The sequence below is a fragment of the Kocuria palustris genome, from assembly GCF_016907795.1.
Classification (GTDB): domain Bacteria; phylum Actinomycetota; class Actinomycetes; order Actinomycetales; family Micrococcaceae; genus Kocuria; species Kocuria palustris.
On record NZ_JAFBCR010000001.1, the window covers coordinates 2152959 to 2169354 of the forward strand.

Here is a 16396-nt window from a genome sequence, read left to right on the forward strand (position 1 = left end):
GGTGCTCCTTGATCGAGGATCCGGGCCGCAGGATTCTTCGAGGGCCCGAAAGAGGTTCCACCCGTCTCAGCACCTCAGGGCCCGGGGCTTATTCCGATGGCGGCGCGGCGGCGACGGGAGGAGGCTGCGGCCCGGACGCAGAACGGCCCCCGTCGGCAGAGCCTGCCGACGGGGGCCGTGCGAGCCGATCAGGAGGCTCAGCCCTGCTGCTGACGGTGCTGCTCCAGCACCCGGGTCTGGGTGTCGGGGGAGTCGATGACCTTGCCGGGGTTGAAGTTCTCGCCGGGATCGGCCGAGCGGAACAGCCCGCGCAGGACCTCGACGCCCTCTTCGGAGACGTCCTGGTCCATCCAGGGGCTGTGCTCCGCACCGACGCCGTGGTGATGCGACAGAGTGCCGCCGGCGTCGATGAAGGCCTGCTGGATCCGCGTCTTGACCAGGGCGTACTCGTAGTCGACGTTCTCGTCGGTGAAGGGGAACGCGAACGTGAAGTAGAGGCAGGCCCCCGTGTGGTACGAGTGCGACATGTGGCTCATGATCCAGCCCTTGACGCCGAGCTCGTCGAAGGCGGACTGGGCGGCCTGGTATGCGGCCTTGTGCACCGAGATCAGCCGCGACCAGGGCGCGGCCGTCTCGGAGACGTCGCCGATGATCTGCTGCTCGAGCAGGAAGTCGCGCAGGTACGGGGTGTCGAACTTCTTCTGGTCGTAGAGCGCTCCGGGTCCGGAGCCCAGCACGATCGCGCCGTTCGACTTGGCGATGCCGGCGACCGCCTTGCGGTGGCGGGCGACGTCCGCCTTGGCGCCCTCGAAGCAGACGTAGGCGATGCACATGGCCTGGGTGTCCCAGCCGCGCTTGCGCATGAACGCCCACAGCGCCTCCTGGCCCTTGGCGGCGATCTCCGACTTCCGGGAGGTGGGCGCCTTCTGCGTGGCCAGGGAGAACTCGGTCTCGCCGGCATCCGAGATGCGGGCGAAGGTCGTGGGGATCTCCGCCTCCTTGATCTGCCGGATCCCGGTCAGCCCCTGCTCCCACGTGGGGAACATGTAGGCGATGACCTGGCGCTCGGGGGCGATGCGGTGGACCTGGACCCACAGCTCGGTGATGATGCCCAGCCGGCCCTCGGAGCCGATGAACATCTCCCGCAGGGACGGCCCGGTCGAGGTGGAGGGCAGCGGGCGCAGCCGCACGGTGCCGCCGGGGCGCACGACGTCCATGCCGCGGATGATGTCCGCGATGTCGCCGTACTTGTCCGACTGCATGCCCGACGAGCGCGTGGCCGCCCAGCCGCCGACGGTCGAGTGGGTGAAGGAGTCCGGGAAGTGGCCCAGGGTCCAGCCGCGGGCGTTGAGCTGCTCCTCCATGTCCGGGCCCAGCGTGCCGGCCTGGATGCGGGCGATGCAGGAGGTCTCGTCGATCTCGAGGACCCTGTTCATGCGGCCCAGGTCCACGGAGACGACCGTCCGGGTCTCCTCCGGGCGGGGCTGCAGGCTGCGCGAGATGCTGGTGCCTCCGCCGAACGGGATCAGCACCAGGTCGCGCTCGACGGCCAGTCGGGTCACCGCGGCGACCTGCTGCTCGTCCGCCGGGTAGACGACGACGTCGGGCAGGCGCTCGAAGCGGTTCTGCAGCGTCTTGACGATGTCCATGACGGCCTTGCCGGCCCAGTGCACGACGCGGTCGTGGTCGTCGGTCACCGTGTGCTCGGCGCCGAGGATCGCGATGAGCTCGGAGCGCAGATCGTCCGGCAGGCGGGACTCGGGGACCCGGGCGGTGGCGAAGTCGACCGTGTCGACCTCGCGCGGGCGAAGGTCGACGCCCACGGCCCGGCGCACGATCGGGGCGAAGGCCGGCTTGTTCTGCCAGTTGAAGAAGACGCCCTCTTCTCCCCAGCCCCACCACTTCATGTGCTTGACGTTCGGCATCGCTGCTCGTGCTCCTTCTGCTCGTGTGGTGCCTATCATCCTCCGTCGGGCGCTGCCGCGTCCGTCAGGGGCGGCGCGCGGCGGGCCCTGCTGCCGGGCTCAGGCGGCGTCGGGATCGTCGATCAGGGGCCGGTTCTGCGCGTACAGCGACCGGACCGTGGCCTGGATCCGCTCGTTGAACGACGGAACGGACTCGTTCGGGCGGTGCCGCATGGGCTCGCCCAGGGCCACGACGACCGGCGGGCGGCCCCAGCGCGGCCACGAGGAGCCCTTGGGCATGGCCTCGTGGGCGCCGATCAGGGCGACCGGCAGGACGGGGACCTCGAGGGACTGGGACAGCGCGGCCGCGCCCATCTTGAAGTCGCGCATGCGCCCGTCCTTGGAGCGGGTGCCCTCGGGGAAGATCAGCACGGGGATCCCGGCGGCGATCAGCTTCTTGGTCAGCCCGCGGTTGGCCCCGCTGCCCTTGCGGTCGACGGGGAATGCGTTGAAGACCAGCTGCGTGAACAGCCGCTTGTGCCAGGCGGTGAAGAAGTAGTCGGCTGCCACGCCGGTGGCGACCTCGTGGCGCAGGTTGGGCGGCAGCGAGCTCATGATCATGGGGGCGTCGAGGTGGCTCGAGTGGTTGCACACCACCACGCACCCGCCGCTCAGCTGCTCCGCTCCCGGGGCGCGCACCACTCGACGACGGACCACACGGTCGACCAGACCCCGGAAGAAGATGGTCTGCGCGATCGTGCGCGCCCGCCGACGGGACTGCCCGGTGAAGTCGGCGAGGCTGATGTGCGCCGAGGCCGCCGGGGGAGCCACGGGATCGGGGTCGCTGCGCTCCTCGCGCTGACCGTGGGAGTCGATGCTCTCCAGGACCGGCTCGTGCTCCGGATGCGTCCAGCCGTCCAGGCGCTGGCGCAGCTCGCGCGCCTCCCGGCTGGCGCGCTCCTGCGCGGCGCCCCACGGGGTGCTGCGCTGCCCGGCCTCGGCGGGATGCTGCGGCTCCTCGGCCGCCTGGCCTGCCTCGGACTCTGATGCGCGCCGGTCGTGGTCCTGAGTGCTCATGCGTGCTTCCCCTGTCCAGCGCGGCGTCGGGAGGTGGAGCCGGAGGCCGCGGGCTCGGCCAGCGGAGTCTCATTGGCGCGAGAGCCCATCAGCATGCCCGAGCACTTGCGCACCACAGCGCGCGGGGCGAGCTTGGCTCCGAGCATGATCGCCTTGTAGCGCAGCGTGGGGATCGACACCACGCGGCCGCGGGCCAGGTCCTTGAGGGCCTCCTCGACCAGGTCGTCGGCCTGCAGCCAGAGGAAGTCGGGTATGGAGGAGCCGCTGATGCCCGCCCGGGCGTGGAACTCGGTGCGCACCCAGCCGGGCAGCAGCGCCATCACGCGCACGCCCGTGCCCTCCAGCTCCACGGCCAGGGACTCGGTGTAGGTGGTGCACCAGGCCTTGAGCGCGGAGTAGGGGCCCATGGTGACCTCGCCGGAGGTCGAGGAGACGTTGAGGATCCACCCCTCGCCGCGGGCGGTCATGGCGCGGGCGGCGGCCGAGGAGAGATCCAGGACGGCCTTGGCCATGACGTCGATGCCGCGGTGGTGCAGGTCCAGGCCCTCGGCCTGGTAGGTGCGCTTGACCGAGAAGCCGGCGTTGTTGACCAGCATGTCGATCGGTGCGCGCGGGTCCTCGATGCGCTCGGCGACGCGGGCGACGTCGTCGGCGTCGCTGAGATCGGCCTCGAGGGTCTCGACCTCGACCGCGTACTCCGCGCTCAGCCGCGAGGCGGTGGACTCGAGGCGCTCGGCGCCGCGGGCGACCAGGACGAGGCTGAATCCGCGGCGCGCCAGCGCCTCCGCGAACGCAGATCCGATGCCGGAGGTTCCGCCGGTGATCAGAGCAGTCATCATGGTGGACAGGCTACACTACGGTGAGCGTAGCGATTCAGAAGAGACGAGGCAGTCCCCTTGGCAGCAGCCGCAGCCCAGCCCCCGCTCGGATACCTGGCCCAGCACCGTTCCGGCAGGCTCTACAGCACCCCCGGGCAGCAGGGGGTCCTGTCCACGGACTTCTCCGTGCGGGAGTTCTTCCGGCGCGAGCGCGGAGCCTTCTCCTCGGATCTCGGGCTGGAGGAGTTCGAGCAGCGTCGACTGGATGACGACGTCCTGGAAGCCGTGCGCCACCTGTGGGACCTGCAGCGCTCGACCACCGGCCGGCTGCGCGACCTGTTCGCCGGGTGGACCTCCAAGGAGGCTCGGATCGACGCCTTCCTGACCACCTGGGCCTACGAGAAGTTCTGGATCGCCGATGCCCTCAAGCGCGTGCTGCGTGCCCACGGAGCCCCCACTCCGCCCGAGGTCGAGCCGGACGACGACCTCCGCGGCCGCCTGGGTCGGCTCCTGGACCACGTCTATCCGATGACCGACTCCGTGTGGACGAACCTGCGCGGCGAGCGGATCGTGGCAGGGCAGATGGCCCGCGAGCTGTCCCGGGAGTCCACGGCGGCAGCACTGCTGCAGCGCCTGGGCGAGGTGGCCGATCACCCGGTCATCGACCGGCTGTGCCGGGAGTCCCTCGAGCGCACCGACGACTACATCGCGTTCTTCCGCGAGGAGGCCCGGACCCGGCTGCTGGCAGACGCCTCGGCCGCAGCGCCCGCCAGGCGCGCGCTCGGAATCGGCTACTCGCCGCTGGTGGCGCCGCGGATGTCGGCCCGCCGGGCTCGACGCGCCCTCGAGGTCCTGGCCCCGGGGGTGCGCGAGCGCCGGCAGCTGAGCAGCCGGGCCGATGCCCCGGTCCACTCCCTCCCCGGCCTGCGCGGGCCCGAGCCGCTGGCGGCGGCGCTGCGCAGCGGCCGGTGAGCCCTCGGCGGCCTGCGTGCCGAGCTGAGATGCCCATCACGAGGCCCGCGACTGTGCCTGTGACGTCCCCGTCGTCCGGCACACTGGTAGCTCCCAAGCCCCGTCCCTGACATCGCGCGGCAGGCGCCGCGCCCCTCGAGGCGGCCGACAGGCCGCCCCTGCACAAGGAGTCCTCTTGAGCGAGACCACCACCAAGCGCGTGCTGCTGACCGGAGCCACCGGCTTCCTCGGCCAGGCGGTCCTCGAGCGCCTGCTCTCCTCCGGAGCGGACGTGCACGTCACCGCCGTCATCCGACCCAAGGGCGAGATCACCGCACAGACCCGGCTCGGGCAGCTCTTCCGCAAGCCCGTCTTCAAGAACTGGCGCGCTGCCGTCGGCGACGACGAGGCCCGTCGGATCTTCGAGGAGCGCACCGATGTGCTCTCCGGCGATCTCTCCGCACTGAGCGAGATCCGCGAGCCGTTCGACGTCGTGATCCACTCGGCCTCGACCGTCTCGTTCGATCCGCCGATCGACGACGCCTTCAAGACCAACGTGGGCGGTGCGCTGAGCCTCTACGAGGCCCTGCGCGCCTCGGGCCAGGACCCCCACGTCATCCACGTCTCGACCTGCTACGTGGGCGGCATCGCCAAGGGCCTGCGCCCGGAGACGGCCGTGGACCACGACGTCGACTGGCGCCTGGAGCTCGACCACGCGATCGCCTCGCGCGCCGAGGCCGAGGCGGCCTCTCGGACCCCGGAGCAGCTGCACGCGTTCGTGGAGTCCGCGACCCGCACCGAGGGCAAGCAGGGCCCCAAGTCGGTGGCCGGCTCGGCGGAGGCCAGCCGCACCGGCTGGATCACCCAGCGCCTGGTGGATCTGGGCCGCACCCGCGCGCAGTCGCTGGGCTGGACCGACGTCTACACCTTCACCAAGGCCATGGGCGAGCGCGTGGCCGAGGACCTGTGGGCCGGTGACGGGCACCGCCTCTCGGTCGTGCGCCCGGCCATCATCGAGTCCTCCCTGCGCCACCCCTTCCCGGGCTGGATCGACGGCTACAAGGTCGCCGATCCGCTGATCATGGCCTACGCCAAGGGCGCGCTGCCCGAGTTCCCGGGCCTGCCGGACTCCGTGCTGGACGTGACCCCGGTGGACTTCGTGGTCAACGCGATCGTGACCCTCGCCCTGCAGGGCCACCGAGGGGAGGCCGAGGGGGAGCGCTCCCGGGCCGGGTACTACCAGATCTGCACGGGCGCCTCGAACCCGCTGCCGTTCCACAAGATGTACGAGTACGTCCGCGAGTACTTCCTCGAGCACCCGGTCGAGGGACCCGACGGCAAGCCCGTGGTCGTCCCGGAATGGAAGTTCCCGGCCAACAACGGCGTGGAGAGCTCCCTGGCCGTGCGCGAGCGGCTGGTCGATCTGGGCGGGCGGCTCAACGAGCTGCTGCCCTCGACCAAGCGCACCCTGCAGTGGGCGAATCAGCTGCACAAGGCCCAGTCCGGGCTGGGCTCGCTGCGCACCTACGTGGATCTCTACCAGAACTACACGCGCACCGAGATGATCTTCGACGACACCAACACGCGTGCGCTCAACGCCCAGCGGCCGCAGGATGCGCCGGAGGACTCGTCCTTCGACCCCCGCGACATCGAGTGGCGCACCTACTGGCAGCAGATCCACCTGCCTGCCCTCACGGAGATGACCAAGGCGTACTCGCGGGCCTCGGCAGCCCGGCGAAAGCGCACCGAGCGCCCGCGCCGGGAGCTCAAGCCGGGCACCGACGTCCTGGCGCTGTTCGACCTCGAGGGCACCGTGCTCGACTCGACCGTGGTCTCCCAGTACCTGGCCGTGCAGCGCAGGGTCGCACCGTCGCGCATTCCGAGCGACATCCTGGGCATGGTGCGCACCGTGCCCACCTATCTCAAGGCCGAGCGGCGCGATCGCGGCGAGTTCCTGCGCTCGTTCCTTCGCCGCTATGAAGGCCTCCCGGAGTCCTCGATCCGCGAGGCGGTCGACGGCCCCCTGGGCGAGCAGATGCTCGAGCGGCTGAACCCGGGTGCCCTGGCCCGCCTCGAGGAGCACCGCGCAGCAGGGCACCGCACGGTGCTCGTGACGGGCAGCCCGGAGTTGCTCGTCTCACCGGTCGCGGATCTGTTCGACGAGGTCGTCGCCTCCCGGATGGGTGTGCGTGCCGGCGTGCTGACCGGCTACCTCGACACCCCGCCTCTGGTCGATGAGGCCCGGGCCCAGTGGCTCAAGCGCTACGCGCAGGATCACGGCCTGGACCTGTCCCGCTCCTTCGGCTACGGCGACTCCGTGGCCGATGCGGCGTGGCTCGGTCTGGTCGGGCACCCGGCCGCCGTGAATCCGGACATCCCCCTGTATCGCCTGGCCAAGCGCTCCCACTGGCCGATCGAAGACTGGAAGAGGCACTGATCGCATGGCATTCGACATCGACCGCTTCGCCGAGACCTCCCACCGCGTCGCGTGGGAGGACCTCGACATGGACAGCTTCCGCAGGGACCCCCTGCCGGAGTCGTCGCTGCGGGTGCTGCGCTACATGTGCGATGTCGAGTTCCACACCGTCTGCTACCTGCGCGATCTGCTGATCACCCCGTCGCACCACGACGAGGACGTCTCCGCGTTCATGACCATGTGGAACCGCGAGGAGTTCTGGCACGGCGAGGCGCTGGCGGAGGTGCTGGGGCTGCACGGAATCGTCGTGGACTACGACGAGATCAAGGCCAAGCGCGTGAAGCTGGGCTGGGCGGAGGCGCTCAAGCCGCTGAAGCAGTCGCTGCTGTCCACGCTGATCGGCCATGATTTCGTGGCCACGCACATGACCTGGGGAGCGGCGAACGAGTATTCGGCGGTGGCGGCCTACAAGCGGATGGCAGCGATCGAGAAGCACCCCGTGCTCTCGGAGCTGCTCGTGCGCATCGCCCGTCAGGAGTCGCGCCACGTGGCCTTCTACTCCACGCAGGCCCGGCAGCGCCTGGGTGACTCCGTCAAGGCCCAGCGCATCACCCGGCTCGCGCTGCGCAGCGCCTGGCGCCCGGTGGGCTCCGGCGTGATGAGCGATGAGGAGGTCCGCCACGTGATGGGCCACCTCTTCGCGGGCGAGGAGGGGCGTGCGGAGATGCGCAAGCTCGACGCCAACATCGCCCGCCTGCCGGGCATGGAGGGGCTCACCCTGTTCCAGAATGTCATCGGGCATGCCGAGCCCGCAGATCAGGAGACCGCCGGGCCCGGCGAGGCGGAGTCTGTCCAGCGGCAGGTCGCATGAGCTCGCAGCGGCAGGAGGCCTCGGCAGGGCCGGCGCGGGGGCGCGCTGCCACGACGGATCGCAAGATCGTCGCGGCAGTCCTGTCGCTGCTCGTGCATGAGGGCCCGGGACGGGTCTCCATCGAATCGGTCGCGGCCGAGTCCGGGGTGGCCAAGACCTCGATCTACCGCCGCTACGCCAATACCGAGGCCATGGTCGAGGACGTCCTGGAGCGCAGCGGCGACAGCCTCGCACCGCGGCCCCTGGAGATCCCCCAGGACGGGCAGTGGACCCAGCGCCAGTGGACCGAGGCTCTCGATGCCGCGGTGCGATCGCTGGTCCTCGATCTCGGGACGGGCACGGCAGTCGCACTGCTGTCCCAGCCGACCTCCGAGGTGGCCCGGATCCTGCGATTGCACCTGGTGCGGCCCAGGATCGAGCAGCTGCACCGGCTGCTGCAGCTGCAGGTCGAGGCGGGGCGGCTGCGCTCCGATCTCGATCTGGAGGTCGTGATCGACTTCGTGCTGGGCTCCGCCTATGCGCGTCTGGCGCGGGAAGGGGAGCTCGGCGCCGACTGGGCGCAGCGGGTGCGCGATGCGCTACTGGGCCAGCTCGGACAGGACTGAGCACCCGCGGATCCGGGAGGCCTCAGAGCCTCATCTGCTCATCGGGCCTGCGCCGCAGCTGCGACTCCAGGTAGTCCTTCGTGGCGACCTCGGTCGGGACGTCGGACTTCTGCCGCTCGGACATGAACCAGCGGTGCTCGAGCACCTCGTGGACGATCTCGGCGGGCTCGCGCTTGGCGCGCAGCTCCGCGGGGACCGCCTGCATCATGGGCGAGAAGACCTCCTGCTTCCACAGGCTGGCGGTCATGTCGTCGGGAAGCCCCGGGTACAGGGCACGGCCGAACTGGCGGATGTCCGTGAGGATGCGCCGCGCCTGGTTCTCCCGGGCGTGCAGACCGGTCAGGTTCAGCAGCTCCCGGGTGTGGTGCCCCGGCTCGACCACGCGGGGGATCAGGCGCACCACGCCGTCGTCGTCGGTGTCCAGGGAGGCCTCCTCCACATCGAAGCCGAGGTCCTGGAGGCGCTGCACGCGCTCCGCCACGCGCCACTTCTGCTCGTGAGGGAAGCGCTCCTCTCCGGTGAGCTCCTCCCACAAGGAGTCGTAGGTCTCCGAGAGCCGTCGCGCCGTGGTGAAAGGGTCCACCGGGACTGAGGCCGTGGCCTCCGCGGGCAGCACCGACAGCGCCTGGGTGGCGGCCGCCGGCTCGTAGCCGGGCCCGGAGTGCGTGCCGCGGTCCTCGGGGTCGATCTGATCGTCGCCGCGCAGGTCCTCATGGATGTCTGCGGGGTCCTGGTCCTGCTCGAAGGCCGCCAGCAGGTCCATGAGCTCCCCGGCCACGTTGGTCGTGGCCAGCTCCAGGTCGTAGTGGCGCTGCCCGTCGGTCAGGCGGGGGTGCAGCTCGCCGGTCTCGGCATCCACCAGGTAGGCGGCGAACGCCCCGGCGTCGCGCAGGAAGAGGGTGTTCGACAGGGAGGCGTCCCCCCAGTAGAAGCCGGCCAGGTGCAGCTGGACCAGCAGCAGCGCCAGGGCATCCACGAGCTTGTCCGCGATCTCGGCGTCCGGATTGTCCGAGAACAGCACCCGGTAGGGCAGGGAGAAGGCCAGATGCTCCGTGAGCAGCACCGCAGGCAGCTCGGTGCCGTCCGGCGCACGTCGATCGGTGACCACGGCGACCGGCACGACCGACGGCGTGCCCATGTGCCGCAGTTGGCGCAGGACCTCGTACTCCCGCGAGGCATTGCGGGCCGTGGTCTCCTTGGCGGCCAGGACGCGCTCGCCCACCCGGGCGAAGCGCACGACGTGACGGGAGATGCCCCGGGGGTAGGCCACCAGGACGTCCTCGGGCCACTCGGCCAGCGGTACCTGCCACGGCAGATCCAGCAGCTCGGGCTGGGGGAAGCCGGTCTGGATGGATACGCGGCGCCCGTGGCGATGCGTCTCGGGCGGGGCGGTGGGGGACTCCGTCATGGGACAAAAGCCTACTGGTCAAGCGGCAGCCGGTGAGATGACGCCGGCGCTGCGCACATCACCTGGTCTGAGCGTGTCGCGCGTCACATAGTGGGCTGAGCATTTAGCCTGGGGCTCCTGCAGCCTGGATTCGGGTATGCAACGTCCCAGATCGGACCGGAGATCACTGTGGAGCGAACGCCGTACCCGAGACACCGGGCTGCGACTGGACAGCGTCCTGACCGACATCTGACGCGCCGGGCCCTGCTGGGCGGAGGCCTGGGTCTGGGTGCTCTCGGGGCGCTGAGCGCCTGCACCGAATCGGGCGCCGGTCTGGGACTCGGTGCAGGAACGCTGAAGATCCAGGCAGGTGACGACGAGATCCCCGGCCTGAGGCGCATCGCCGAGGGATTTATGCAGCAGACGGGCGTGAACGTCGAGTACATCCAGCGTGAGATCAACGCCGACTCGATCTCGGACTTCATCGCGCAGTCGCCCATGGGCCAGGCGCCGGACATCATCATCTCCCCGCATGACAGTCTCGGACAGCTGGCCACGAACGGCGTCGTGGCATCGGTCGAGCTGGGCGACCGAGCGCAGGACTTCACGGACAACGCTCTGACCGCCGTCGTCTTCGACGGGGTGTCCTACGGGGTGCCCTATGCCGTGGAGTGCGTGGCGCTGATCCGCAACGATCAGATCACCGACGCGCAGCCGGAGTCCTTCGACGAGCTGCGGCGGATCGGCCGGCAGCTGATGCAGGAGCAGGGGCTGAGCTATCCGCTGGCGGTCTCCCAATCGCCCACCTCGGGAGATCCGTACCACCTCTACCCGCTGCAGACCTCATTCGGCGCGGAGGTCTTCCTCCGGACCGAGGACGGCGAATACCTGCCCGAACTGGCCATGGGCGGCTCGGAGGGCGAGGCCTTCGCCGACTACCTGGCCGAGCTCGGGGAGGCGGGCGATGTGCAGACCTCGATGACTCCCGACATCGCCTCTGAGGCGTTCCTCAACGGAGAGTCGCCCTTCCTGATCGGAGGGCCGTGGGAGCTCGCGGCGATCGAGGCGGCCGGGATGAGGTGCACCGTGCTCCCCGTGCCGCCAGCCGGTGACCAGCCCGCTCGGCCGTTCGCCGGAGTCCAGGCGCTGTTCGTCAACGCCCACGCGGCGAATCCGGTCGCCGCACATGACTTCGTGACCAACTGGCTGCCCACCACCGAGGCGCAGACCGCCCTCTACGAATCCACAGGGCGGCCTCCTGCCTCCATCACCGCCGTGGAGGCGATGGACGACGATCCCCTGCGCACCGAGTACGCCAGGATCGCCGACGAGCTGGCGCTGCCCATGCCGTCGATCCCGGCCATGGGAGCGGTGTGGAGCTTCTGGGGCACCACGGAGAACGCCATCCTGGACGGACGCGCGGAGCCCGGGCCCCAGTGGCAGTCCATGATCGAGAGCATCGAGGGGCAGATCTGATGACTGAGCAGGTGAAGGCTCCGGAGATGGGCTCCGAGCTGGATTCGAAGCCCCCGCGACGCTCCCACACCCGGGGCTTCGGCGCCGGATTCCTGGTCAAGCTCGCCCTGATGGGGCTGGTCAACGCGTTCGGCCTCTATGGGATCGTGGCCTCGGCCACGGTCGGCAGCTGGGCGATCTGCCTCTTCCTGGTTCTCGCGCTGGTCATCGCCGACCTGATCTACTTCGTCCCCTCCCGGCGGATGCTCCCGGGCAAGTACCTGTTCCCCGGGCTGCTGATGCTCGTGGTCTTCCAGGTCTTCGTCATCCTCTACACGGGCATGACTGCGTTCACGAACTACGGCGACGGGCACAACGGCACCAAGGACGAGGCGATCGCACAGCTGACCCGCACCTACGAGCAGCGTGTGGAGGGCTCGCCCGAACGTGCTGTGACCGTGCTGCGCAGCGACGACGGCGACCTCGCCCTGGCGGCTGTCGAGGACGAGGAGGTGCTGATCGGCACGGCCGATCAGCCGCTGGCTGCTGAGGACTCTGCCCAGACGGACGGGGATAGGGTCACAGCTGCGGATGGCTACGAGGTGCTGGACTACGCGGGCGTCGTCTCGGCCTCGGAGGACCTGGAGCAGCTTCGCGTCCCGGTCTCGGGTGATCCGGATGACGGCTCGCTGCGGACCGAGGACGGGCGGACCGCCTATGCCTGGGAGCCGACGCTGAGCTATGACGAGGACACAGGCTCCATGGTCGCCGAGGACGGCACGGTGTACAGCGACTCCGGTGAGGGCTCGTTCGTCTCGGAGGCGGGCGAGGAGCTGCGTCCGGGCTGGCGGGAGTTCGTGGGATTCGCGAACTTCGCGGCGATCTTCGACCCCGAGATCCTGGGCGGGCCGTTCGTATCCGTGACGCTGTGGACCTTCGCCTTCGCCATCCTGTCGGTCGCGCTCACCTTCTTCCTGGGGCTGCTGCTGGCGATGCTGCTCAACGACCCCCAGCTGCGCGGACGCGGCTTCTACCGGGCGATCCTCTTCCTTCCCTATGCGTTCCCCATGTTCCTCTCGGCACTGATCTGGGCCGGACTGCTGAACACCGACTACGGATGGATCAACCAGGTGCTGCTCGGGGGCGCAGGGGTGCCCTGGCTGGAGAACGCCTGGCTGGCGCGAGGCTCGGTCCTGCTGGTGAACCTGTGGCTGGGCTTCCCGTACATGTTCCTGATCTGCTCCGGTGCCCTTCAGGCGATCCCCTCCGAGATCTACGAATCGGCGTCGACCGACGGTGCGGGCCCGGTGCGTCGCTTCCGCTCGATCACGCTGCCGATGCTCATGGTGGCGGTGGGCCCGCTGCTGATCGCCTCCTTCGCCATGAACTTCAACAACTTCAACGTGATCTACCTGCTCACCGGCGGCGGGCCCGTGGACCTCGAATCCACAACGGGGGTCGGCGGGACGGACATCCTGATCACGTTCGTCTACAAGATCGCGTTCGCGGGCGGCACCAATGACTACGGTCTGGCGGCGGCCCTGTCGATCCTGATCTTCCTCATGGTCGCGCTCATCTCGCTGCTGACCTTCCGTCGCTCCCAGGCTCTCGAGGAGATCAACTGACATGGCCAGCACCGCAGGGTCTCGCACCCCTCGTCGTCGTCGCAGCGCCCGTGCACGCTCGAATGCCTGGTGGCGCCATCTCGCCGCCGTGGTCATGTGCGTGTTCGCGCTGTTCCCGCTCGTCTACGCCCTGTCCGCCTCGCTGTCGGCTTCGGGGTCGCTGGTGGGCTCGAATCAGCTGTTCGCCACCGTCACCGATGCGAACTACAGGCAGCTGTTCTCCGATCCGCAGAATCCGTTCCCGCGCTGGTTCCTCAATTCCATGATGGTCTCCACGATCACAGCGATCGGCACGGTGCTCATGGGGGCGGCGGCGGCCTATGCGTTCTCCCGGTTCCGCTTCCGGGGCAGACGCCAGGGGCTCATGGCCCTGCTCATCATCCAGATGTTCCCTCAGCTGCTGGCCTTCGTGGCGATCTTCCTGCTCCTGTTCGCGATCTCCGAGGTCTATCCGGTCCTGGGACTGAACTCCCGATTCGGCCTGATCGCTGTGTACCTGGGCGGGGCTCTGGGAGCGAACACGTTCCTGATGTTCGGGTTCTTCAACACCATCCCGCGGGACCTCGACGAAGCCGCGACGCTGGATGGGGCGAGCCATGCCCAGATCTACTGGCGGATGATCCTGCCGCTCGTGACGCCGATCATCGTGGTCGTCGGCATGCTCTCCTTCATCGCGTCGTTCTCGGACTTCCTGCTGGCGCAGATCGTCCTGCAGGATCCTCGCCAATACACGCTCGCGGTGGGTCTCTACCAGTTCGTCTCGGTCGAGTTCGGGGCGGACTGGGGAGTCTTCACAGCAGGAGCCGTGCTCTCGGCGCTGCCAGTCGTGCTGCTGTTCCTCTTCCTGCAGCGCTACATCGTGGCCGGACTCACCGGCGGGGCCGTCAAGGGCTGAGCAGATCTCGGATCCGCTCAGCCCAGGGCGTCCGCCCGCAGCTGCGCGAACTGCGTCAGCAGCCGCCCCAGGGCCTCGGGGGAGGCCACGCGGAACGGCGCGACCGTCTCCTTGTCGCCGACCTTCAGGCCGACGTCCTGGGGGCGCAGCGCCCGCATGCCGTCCTCGTCGGTGACGTCGTCGCCCACGAACAGCGCCGCATCCGCGCCCGTGGCCCGGATCAGCGCCTCGACGCCCTCGCCCTTGGTCGCCGAGAGCACCGAGCACTCCATGACCTGCTGGCCCGGGGTGATGCGCAGCCCGTCCAGGGCCTCGAAGCGCCCGAGCATCTCGGCCAGCGCCTGATCCGACAGGGACTGGTCCTCCATGGGACGGGTGTGCAGACAGACCCCGGCCGGCTTGAGCTCGGCCTTGGCCCCGGGATACCGGTCCACGACCTCGCGCACGGCGTCGACGGCGCGGTCGAGTGCCACGAGCTGCTCCCCGGACAGGCGGATGGCCGTGTCGCCGGCGTCGGGCCCGAGCGGATGCAGGTCCAGCTCGGCCCCGTGGGACCCGCTGAGCAGCTTGGTGCGGTCCTTGTTCACGACGGAGCGCAGGAAGCCGAGGTCCCGCCCGGAGATGATGCCCACGTGAGTGCGCTCCATGGCCGCCAGCCGGTCGAGCGCCTCCTGGGACTCGGGCAGCGCCCGGGAGTCCTGCGGGTCCACGGTGAAGGGGGCCAGGGTGCCGTCGAAGTCGAAGGCGGCCAGCAGGACGGGCGCCTTCGCCAGACGCCGCAGGGCCTCGAGAAGCTCAGGAGAGAGGGCGTCGTCGGGAGAGGACATGGGCTCAGGACTCCTGGGCATCGTCGTTGCGGCGGCGGAGGGCGGCGAGGTCGTTGAGGAACGCCTCCTGCCAGGCGTCGACGTCGTGGGTCAGCACCTGCCGGCGCATGGCGCGCATGCGCTTGCGGGCCTCGTCGTCCGGCATGGCCTTGGCCGCGAGCATGAGCAGCTTGAGGTCGTCGATGTCGTGCGGGTTGACCAGGATCGCCTGCTTGAGCTGATCCGCCGCCCCCGTGAACTCGGAGAGCACGAGCCGTCCGCTGCCGTCGGCCTTGGCCGCCACGAACTCCTTGGCCACCAGGTTCATCCCATCGCGCAGGGAGGTCACGAGCATGACGTCGGTGGCCAGGTAGAGCGCGACCATCTCCTCGAACGGATAGCCGTGGTGGAGGTAGCGGATCGCGGTGTGGCCCATGGTGTCGTACTGGCCGTTGAGGTGCCCGACCATGCCCTCGACCTGCTCGCGCAGCACCTTGTAGGACTCCACGCGCTCGCGCGACGGGGAGGCGACCTGGACCAGGATGTCGTGATCGACGTCGAGATCGCCGTCTGCCAGCAGCTCGCCGTAGGCCTTGATCCGATGGCGGATGCCCTTGGTGTAGTCCAGGCGGTCCACGCCCAGGAACACCGTCTCGGGATCGCCGAGCTCGCGGCGGATCTGCCGCGCGCGCTCCTTCGTCTCCTTCCGGGCGGCCATCTCCCTGATGCCCTCGACGTCGATCGAGATCGGGTACGGACCGGCCTTCAGGGTCCACGACGGACCGGCCGCGGCGTCCGCGCCCGTGAAGTCGAAGGCGGTGGAGGTGGTCTGCGCGGTGATCTCGGCCTCGCCGCGGCGGAAAGAGACTCCCATGAACCGGCGGACGCAGTTCTGGAAGTTCTGGGCGTCGCCGGGGCGCTGGAAGCCGACCAGATCCGCACCGGTGAGGCCCTCGAGCACCGAGCGCCGCCAGGGCAGCTGGGCGAAGATCTCGACCGGCGGGAACGGGATGTGATCGAAGAACCCGATGGTCAGATCGGGACGCATCTGCCGCAGCATCCTGGGCACGAGCTGCAGCTGGTAGTCCTGCACCCACACGGTCGCGCCCTCAGAGGCAGCCGTTGCGGCGGCCTCGGCGAAGCGCCGGTTCACGTCCTTGTACGCGTTCCACCAGGTGCGGTGGTAGCTCGGCGGGGCGATGACGTCGTGGTACAGCGGCCACAGGGTGCCGTTGGAGAAGCCCTCGTAGTAGCGCTCGACCTCCCGGGCGGAGAGCTCGACCGGGACCAGGTGGAAGACGTCGTGGTCGAAGGGCTCGAGCTGCTCGTCCGGGCTGCCGGCCCAGCCGACCCAGGCGCCGTCGTTGCTGGCCATGACCGGGGCGAGCGCGGAGACCAGCCCGCCAGGGGAGCGGTGCCAGGAGCTGCTGCCGTTCTCGTCGACGGCGCGGTCCACCGGCAGGCGGTTGGCGACGACGATGAAGTCCCGGCCCTGCCCGTCCCCAGTGGATGTCTGATCGGTGCTCGCGGATGCGGACTGGCTCACGGTGCACTCTCCTCCATCGGGTGATCTGCTGGATCCAGTC

The 16396-nt window shown here is 69.7% G+C and carries 13 protein-coding genes; 7 read left to right on the plus strand and 6 right to left on the minus strand.

The window, feature by feature from the left end:
• Positions 1–197: 197 nt before the first annotated feature.
• The 3 genes from JOE55_RS09555 to JOE55_RS09565 form a co-directional block, all read right to left on the minus strand.
• Positions 198–1925: an FAD-binding oxidoreductase gene (locus JOE55_RS09555; RefSeq protein ID WP_204782752.1), complete on the minus strand. Its 1728-nt coding sequence runs from the start codon at positions 1923–1925 to the stop codon at positions 198–200.
• Between the two features lie 99 nt (positions 1926–2024).
• Positions 2025–2981, minus strand: a complete 957-nt coding sequence (locus tag JOE55_RS09560; protein ID WP_204782753.1) for a lysophospholipid acyltransferase family protein — start codon at positions 2979–2981, stop codon at positions 2025–2027.
• A complete protein-coding gene (locus JOE55_RS09565) occupies positions 2978–3820 on the minus strand; it encodes an SDR family NAD(P)-dependent oxidoreductase (RefSeq protein ID WP_006215609.1) in 843 nt (280 codons plus the stop codon). The genes JOE55_RS09560 and JOE55_RS09565 overlap by 4 nt, the downstream gene beginning before the upstream one ends.
• Before the next feature lie 57 nt (positions 3821–3877).
• Between JOE55_RS09565 and JOE55_RS09570 the strand changes: the two genes are divergently transcribed.
• The 4 genes from JOE55_RS09570 to JOE55_RS09585 all read left to right on the plus strand — a co-directional run bounded on the left by JOE55_RS09570 (position 3878) and on the right by JOE55_RS09585 (position 8642).
• Positions 3878–4771: a hypothetical protein gene (locus JOE55_RS09570; RefSeq protein WP_204782754.1), complete on the plus strand. Its 894-nt coding sequence runs from the start codon at positions 3878–3880 to the stop codon at positions 4769–4771.
• Between the two features lie 175 nt (positions 4772–4946).
• Positions 4947–7187, plus strand: a complete 2241-nt coding sequence (locus JOE55_RS09575) for an HAD-IB family hydrolase (RefSeq protein WP_204782755.1) — start codon at positions 4947–4949, stop codon at positions 7185–7187.
• A 4-nt stretch (positions 7188–7191) separates the two neighbouring features.
• Positions 7192–8037 carry a ferritin family protein gene (locus JOE55_RS09580; RefSeq protein ID WP_204782756.1) on the plus strand — a complete coding sequence of 282 codons (846 nt, stop codon included), beginning with the start codon at positions 7192–7194 and terminating at the stop codon, positions 8035–8037.
• Complete coding sequence (locus JOE55_RS09585; RefSeq protein ID WP_006215605.1) at positions 8034–8642, plus strand: TetR/AcrR family transcriptional regulator; 609 nt, start codon at positions 8034–8036, stop codon at positions 8640–8642. The genes JOE55_RS09580 and JOE55_RS09585 overlap by 4 nt, the downstream gene beginning before the upstream one ends.
• 22 nt (positions 8643–8664) lie before the next feature.
• On the opposite strand, the gene JOE55_RS09590 is transcribed toward JOE55_RS09585, so the two are convergent.
• Positions 8665–10050 (minus strand): DUF4032 domain-containing protein, encoded by a 1386-nt coding sequence (locus tag JOE55_RS09590; protein ID WP_204782757.1) that lies wholly within the window; start codon positions 10048–10050, stop codon positions 8665–8667.
• 168 nt (positions 10051–10218) lie between these two features.
• Between JOE55_RS09590 and JOE55_RS09595 the strand changes: the two genes are divergently transcribed.
• From JOE55_RS09595 to JOE55_RS09605, 3 genes are read left to right on the plus strand one after another with little or no spacing between them, the layout of a single operon-like run.
• Entirely contained in the window at positions 10219–11505 is a 1287-nt protein-coding gene (locus JOE55_RS09595; RefSeq protein ID WP_204782758.1) for an extracellular solute-binding protein, read from the plus strand.
• Positions 11505–13109, plus strand: a complete 1605-nt coding sequence (locus tag JOE55_RS09600) for an ABC transporter permease subunit (RefSeq protein WP_231861193.1) — start codon at positions 11505–11507, stop codon at positions 13107–13109. Before JOE55_RS09595 ends, JOE55_RS09600 begins: the two co-directional genes overlap by 1 nt.
• A 1-nt stretch (position 13110) precedes the next feature.
• A complete protein-coding gene (locus tag JOE55_RS09605) occupies positions 13111–14004 on the plus strand; it encodes a sugar ABC transporter permease (RefSeq protein ID WP_061711689.1) in 894 nt (297 codons plus the stop codon).
• Between the two features lie 17 nt (positions 14005–14021).
• Here JOE55_RS09605 and otsB read toward each other — a convergent pair whose 3' ends face one another.
• Together otsB and JOE55_RS09615 are read right to left on the minus strand one after the other, a co-directional pair.
• Complete coding sequence (gene otsB, locus JOE55_RS09610; protein ID WP_204782759.1) at positions 14022–14831, minus strand: trehalose-phosphatase; 810 nt, start codon at positions 14829–14831, stop codon at positions 14022–14024.
• Between the two features lie 4 nt (positions 14832–14835).
• Positions 14836–16356 carry a trehalose-6-phosphate synthase gene (locus JOE55_RS09615; RefSeq protein WP_204782760.1) on the minus strand — a complete coding sequence of 507 codons (1521 nt, stop codon included), beginning with the start codon at positions 16354–16356 and terminating at the stop codon, positions 14836–14838.
• Positions 16357–16396 lie beyond the last annotated feature (40 nt).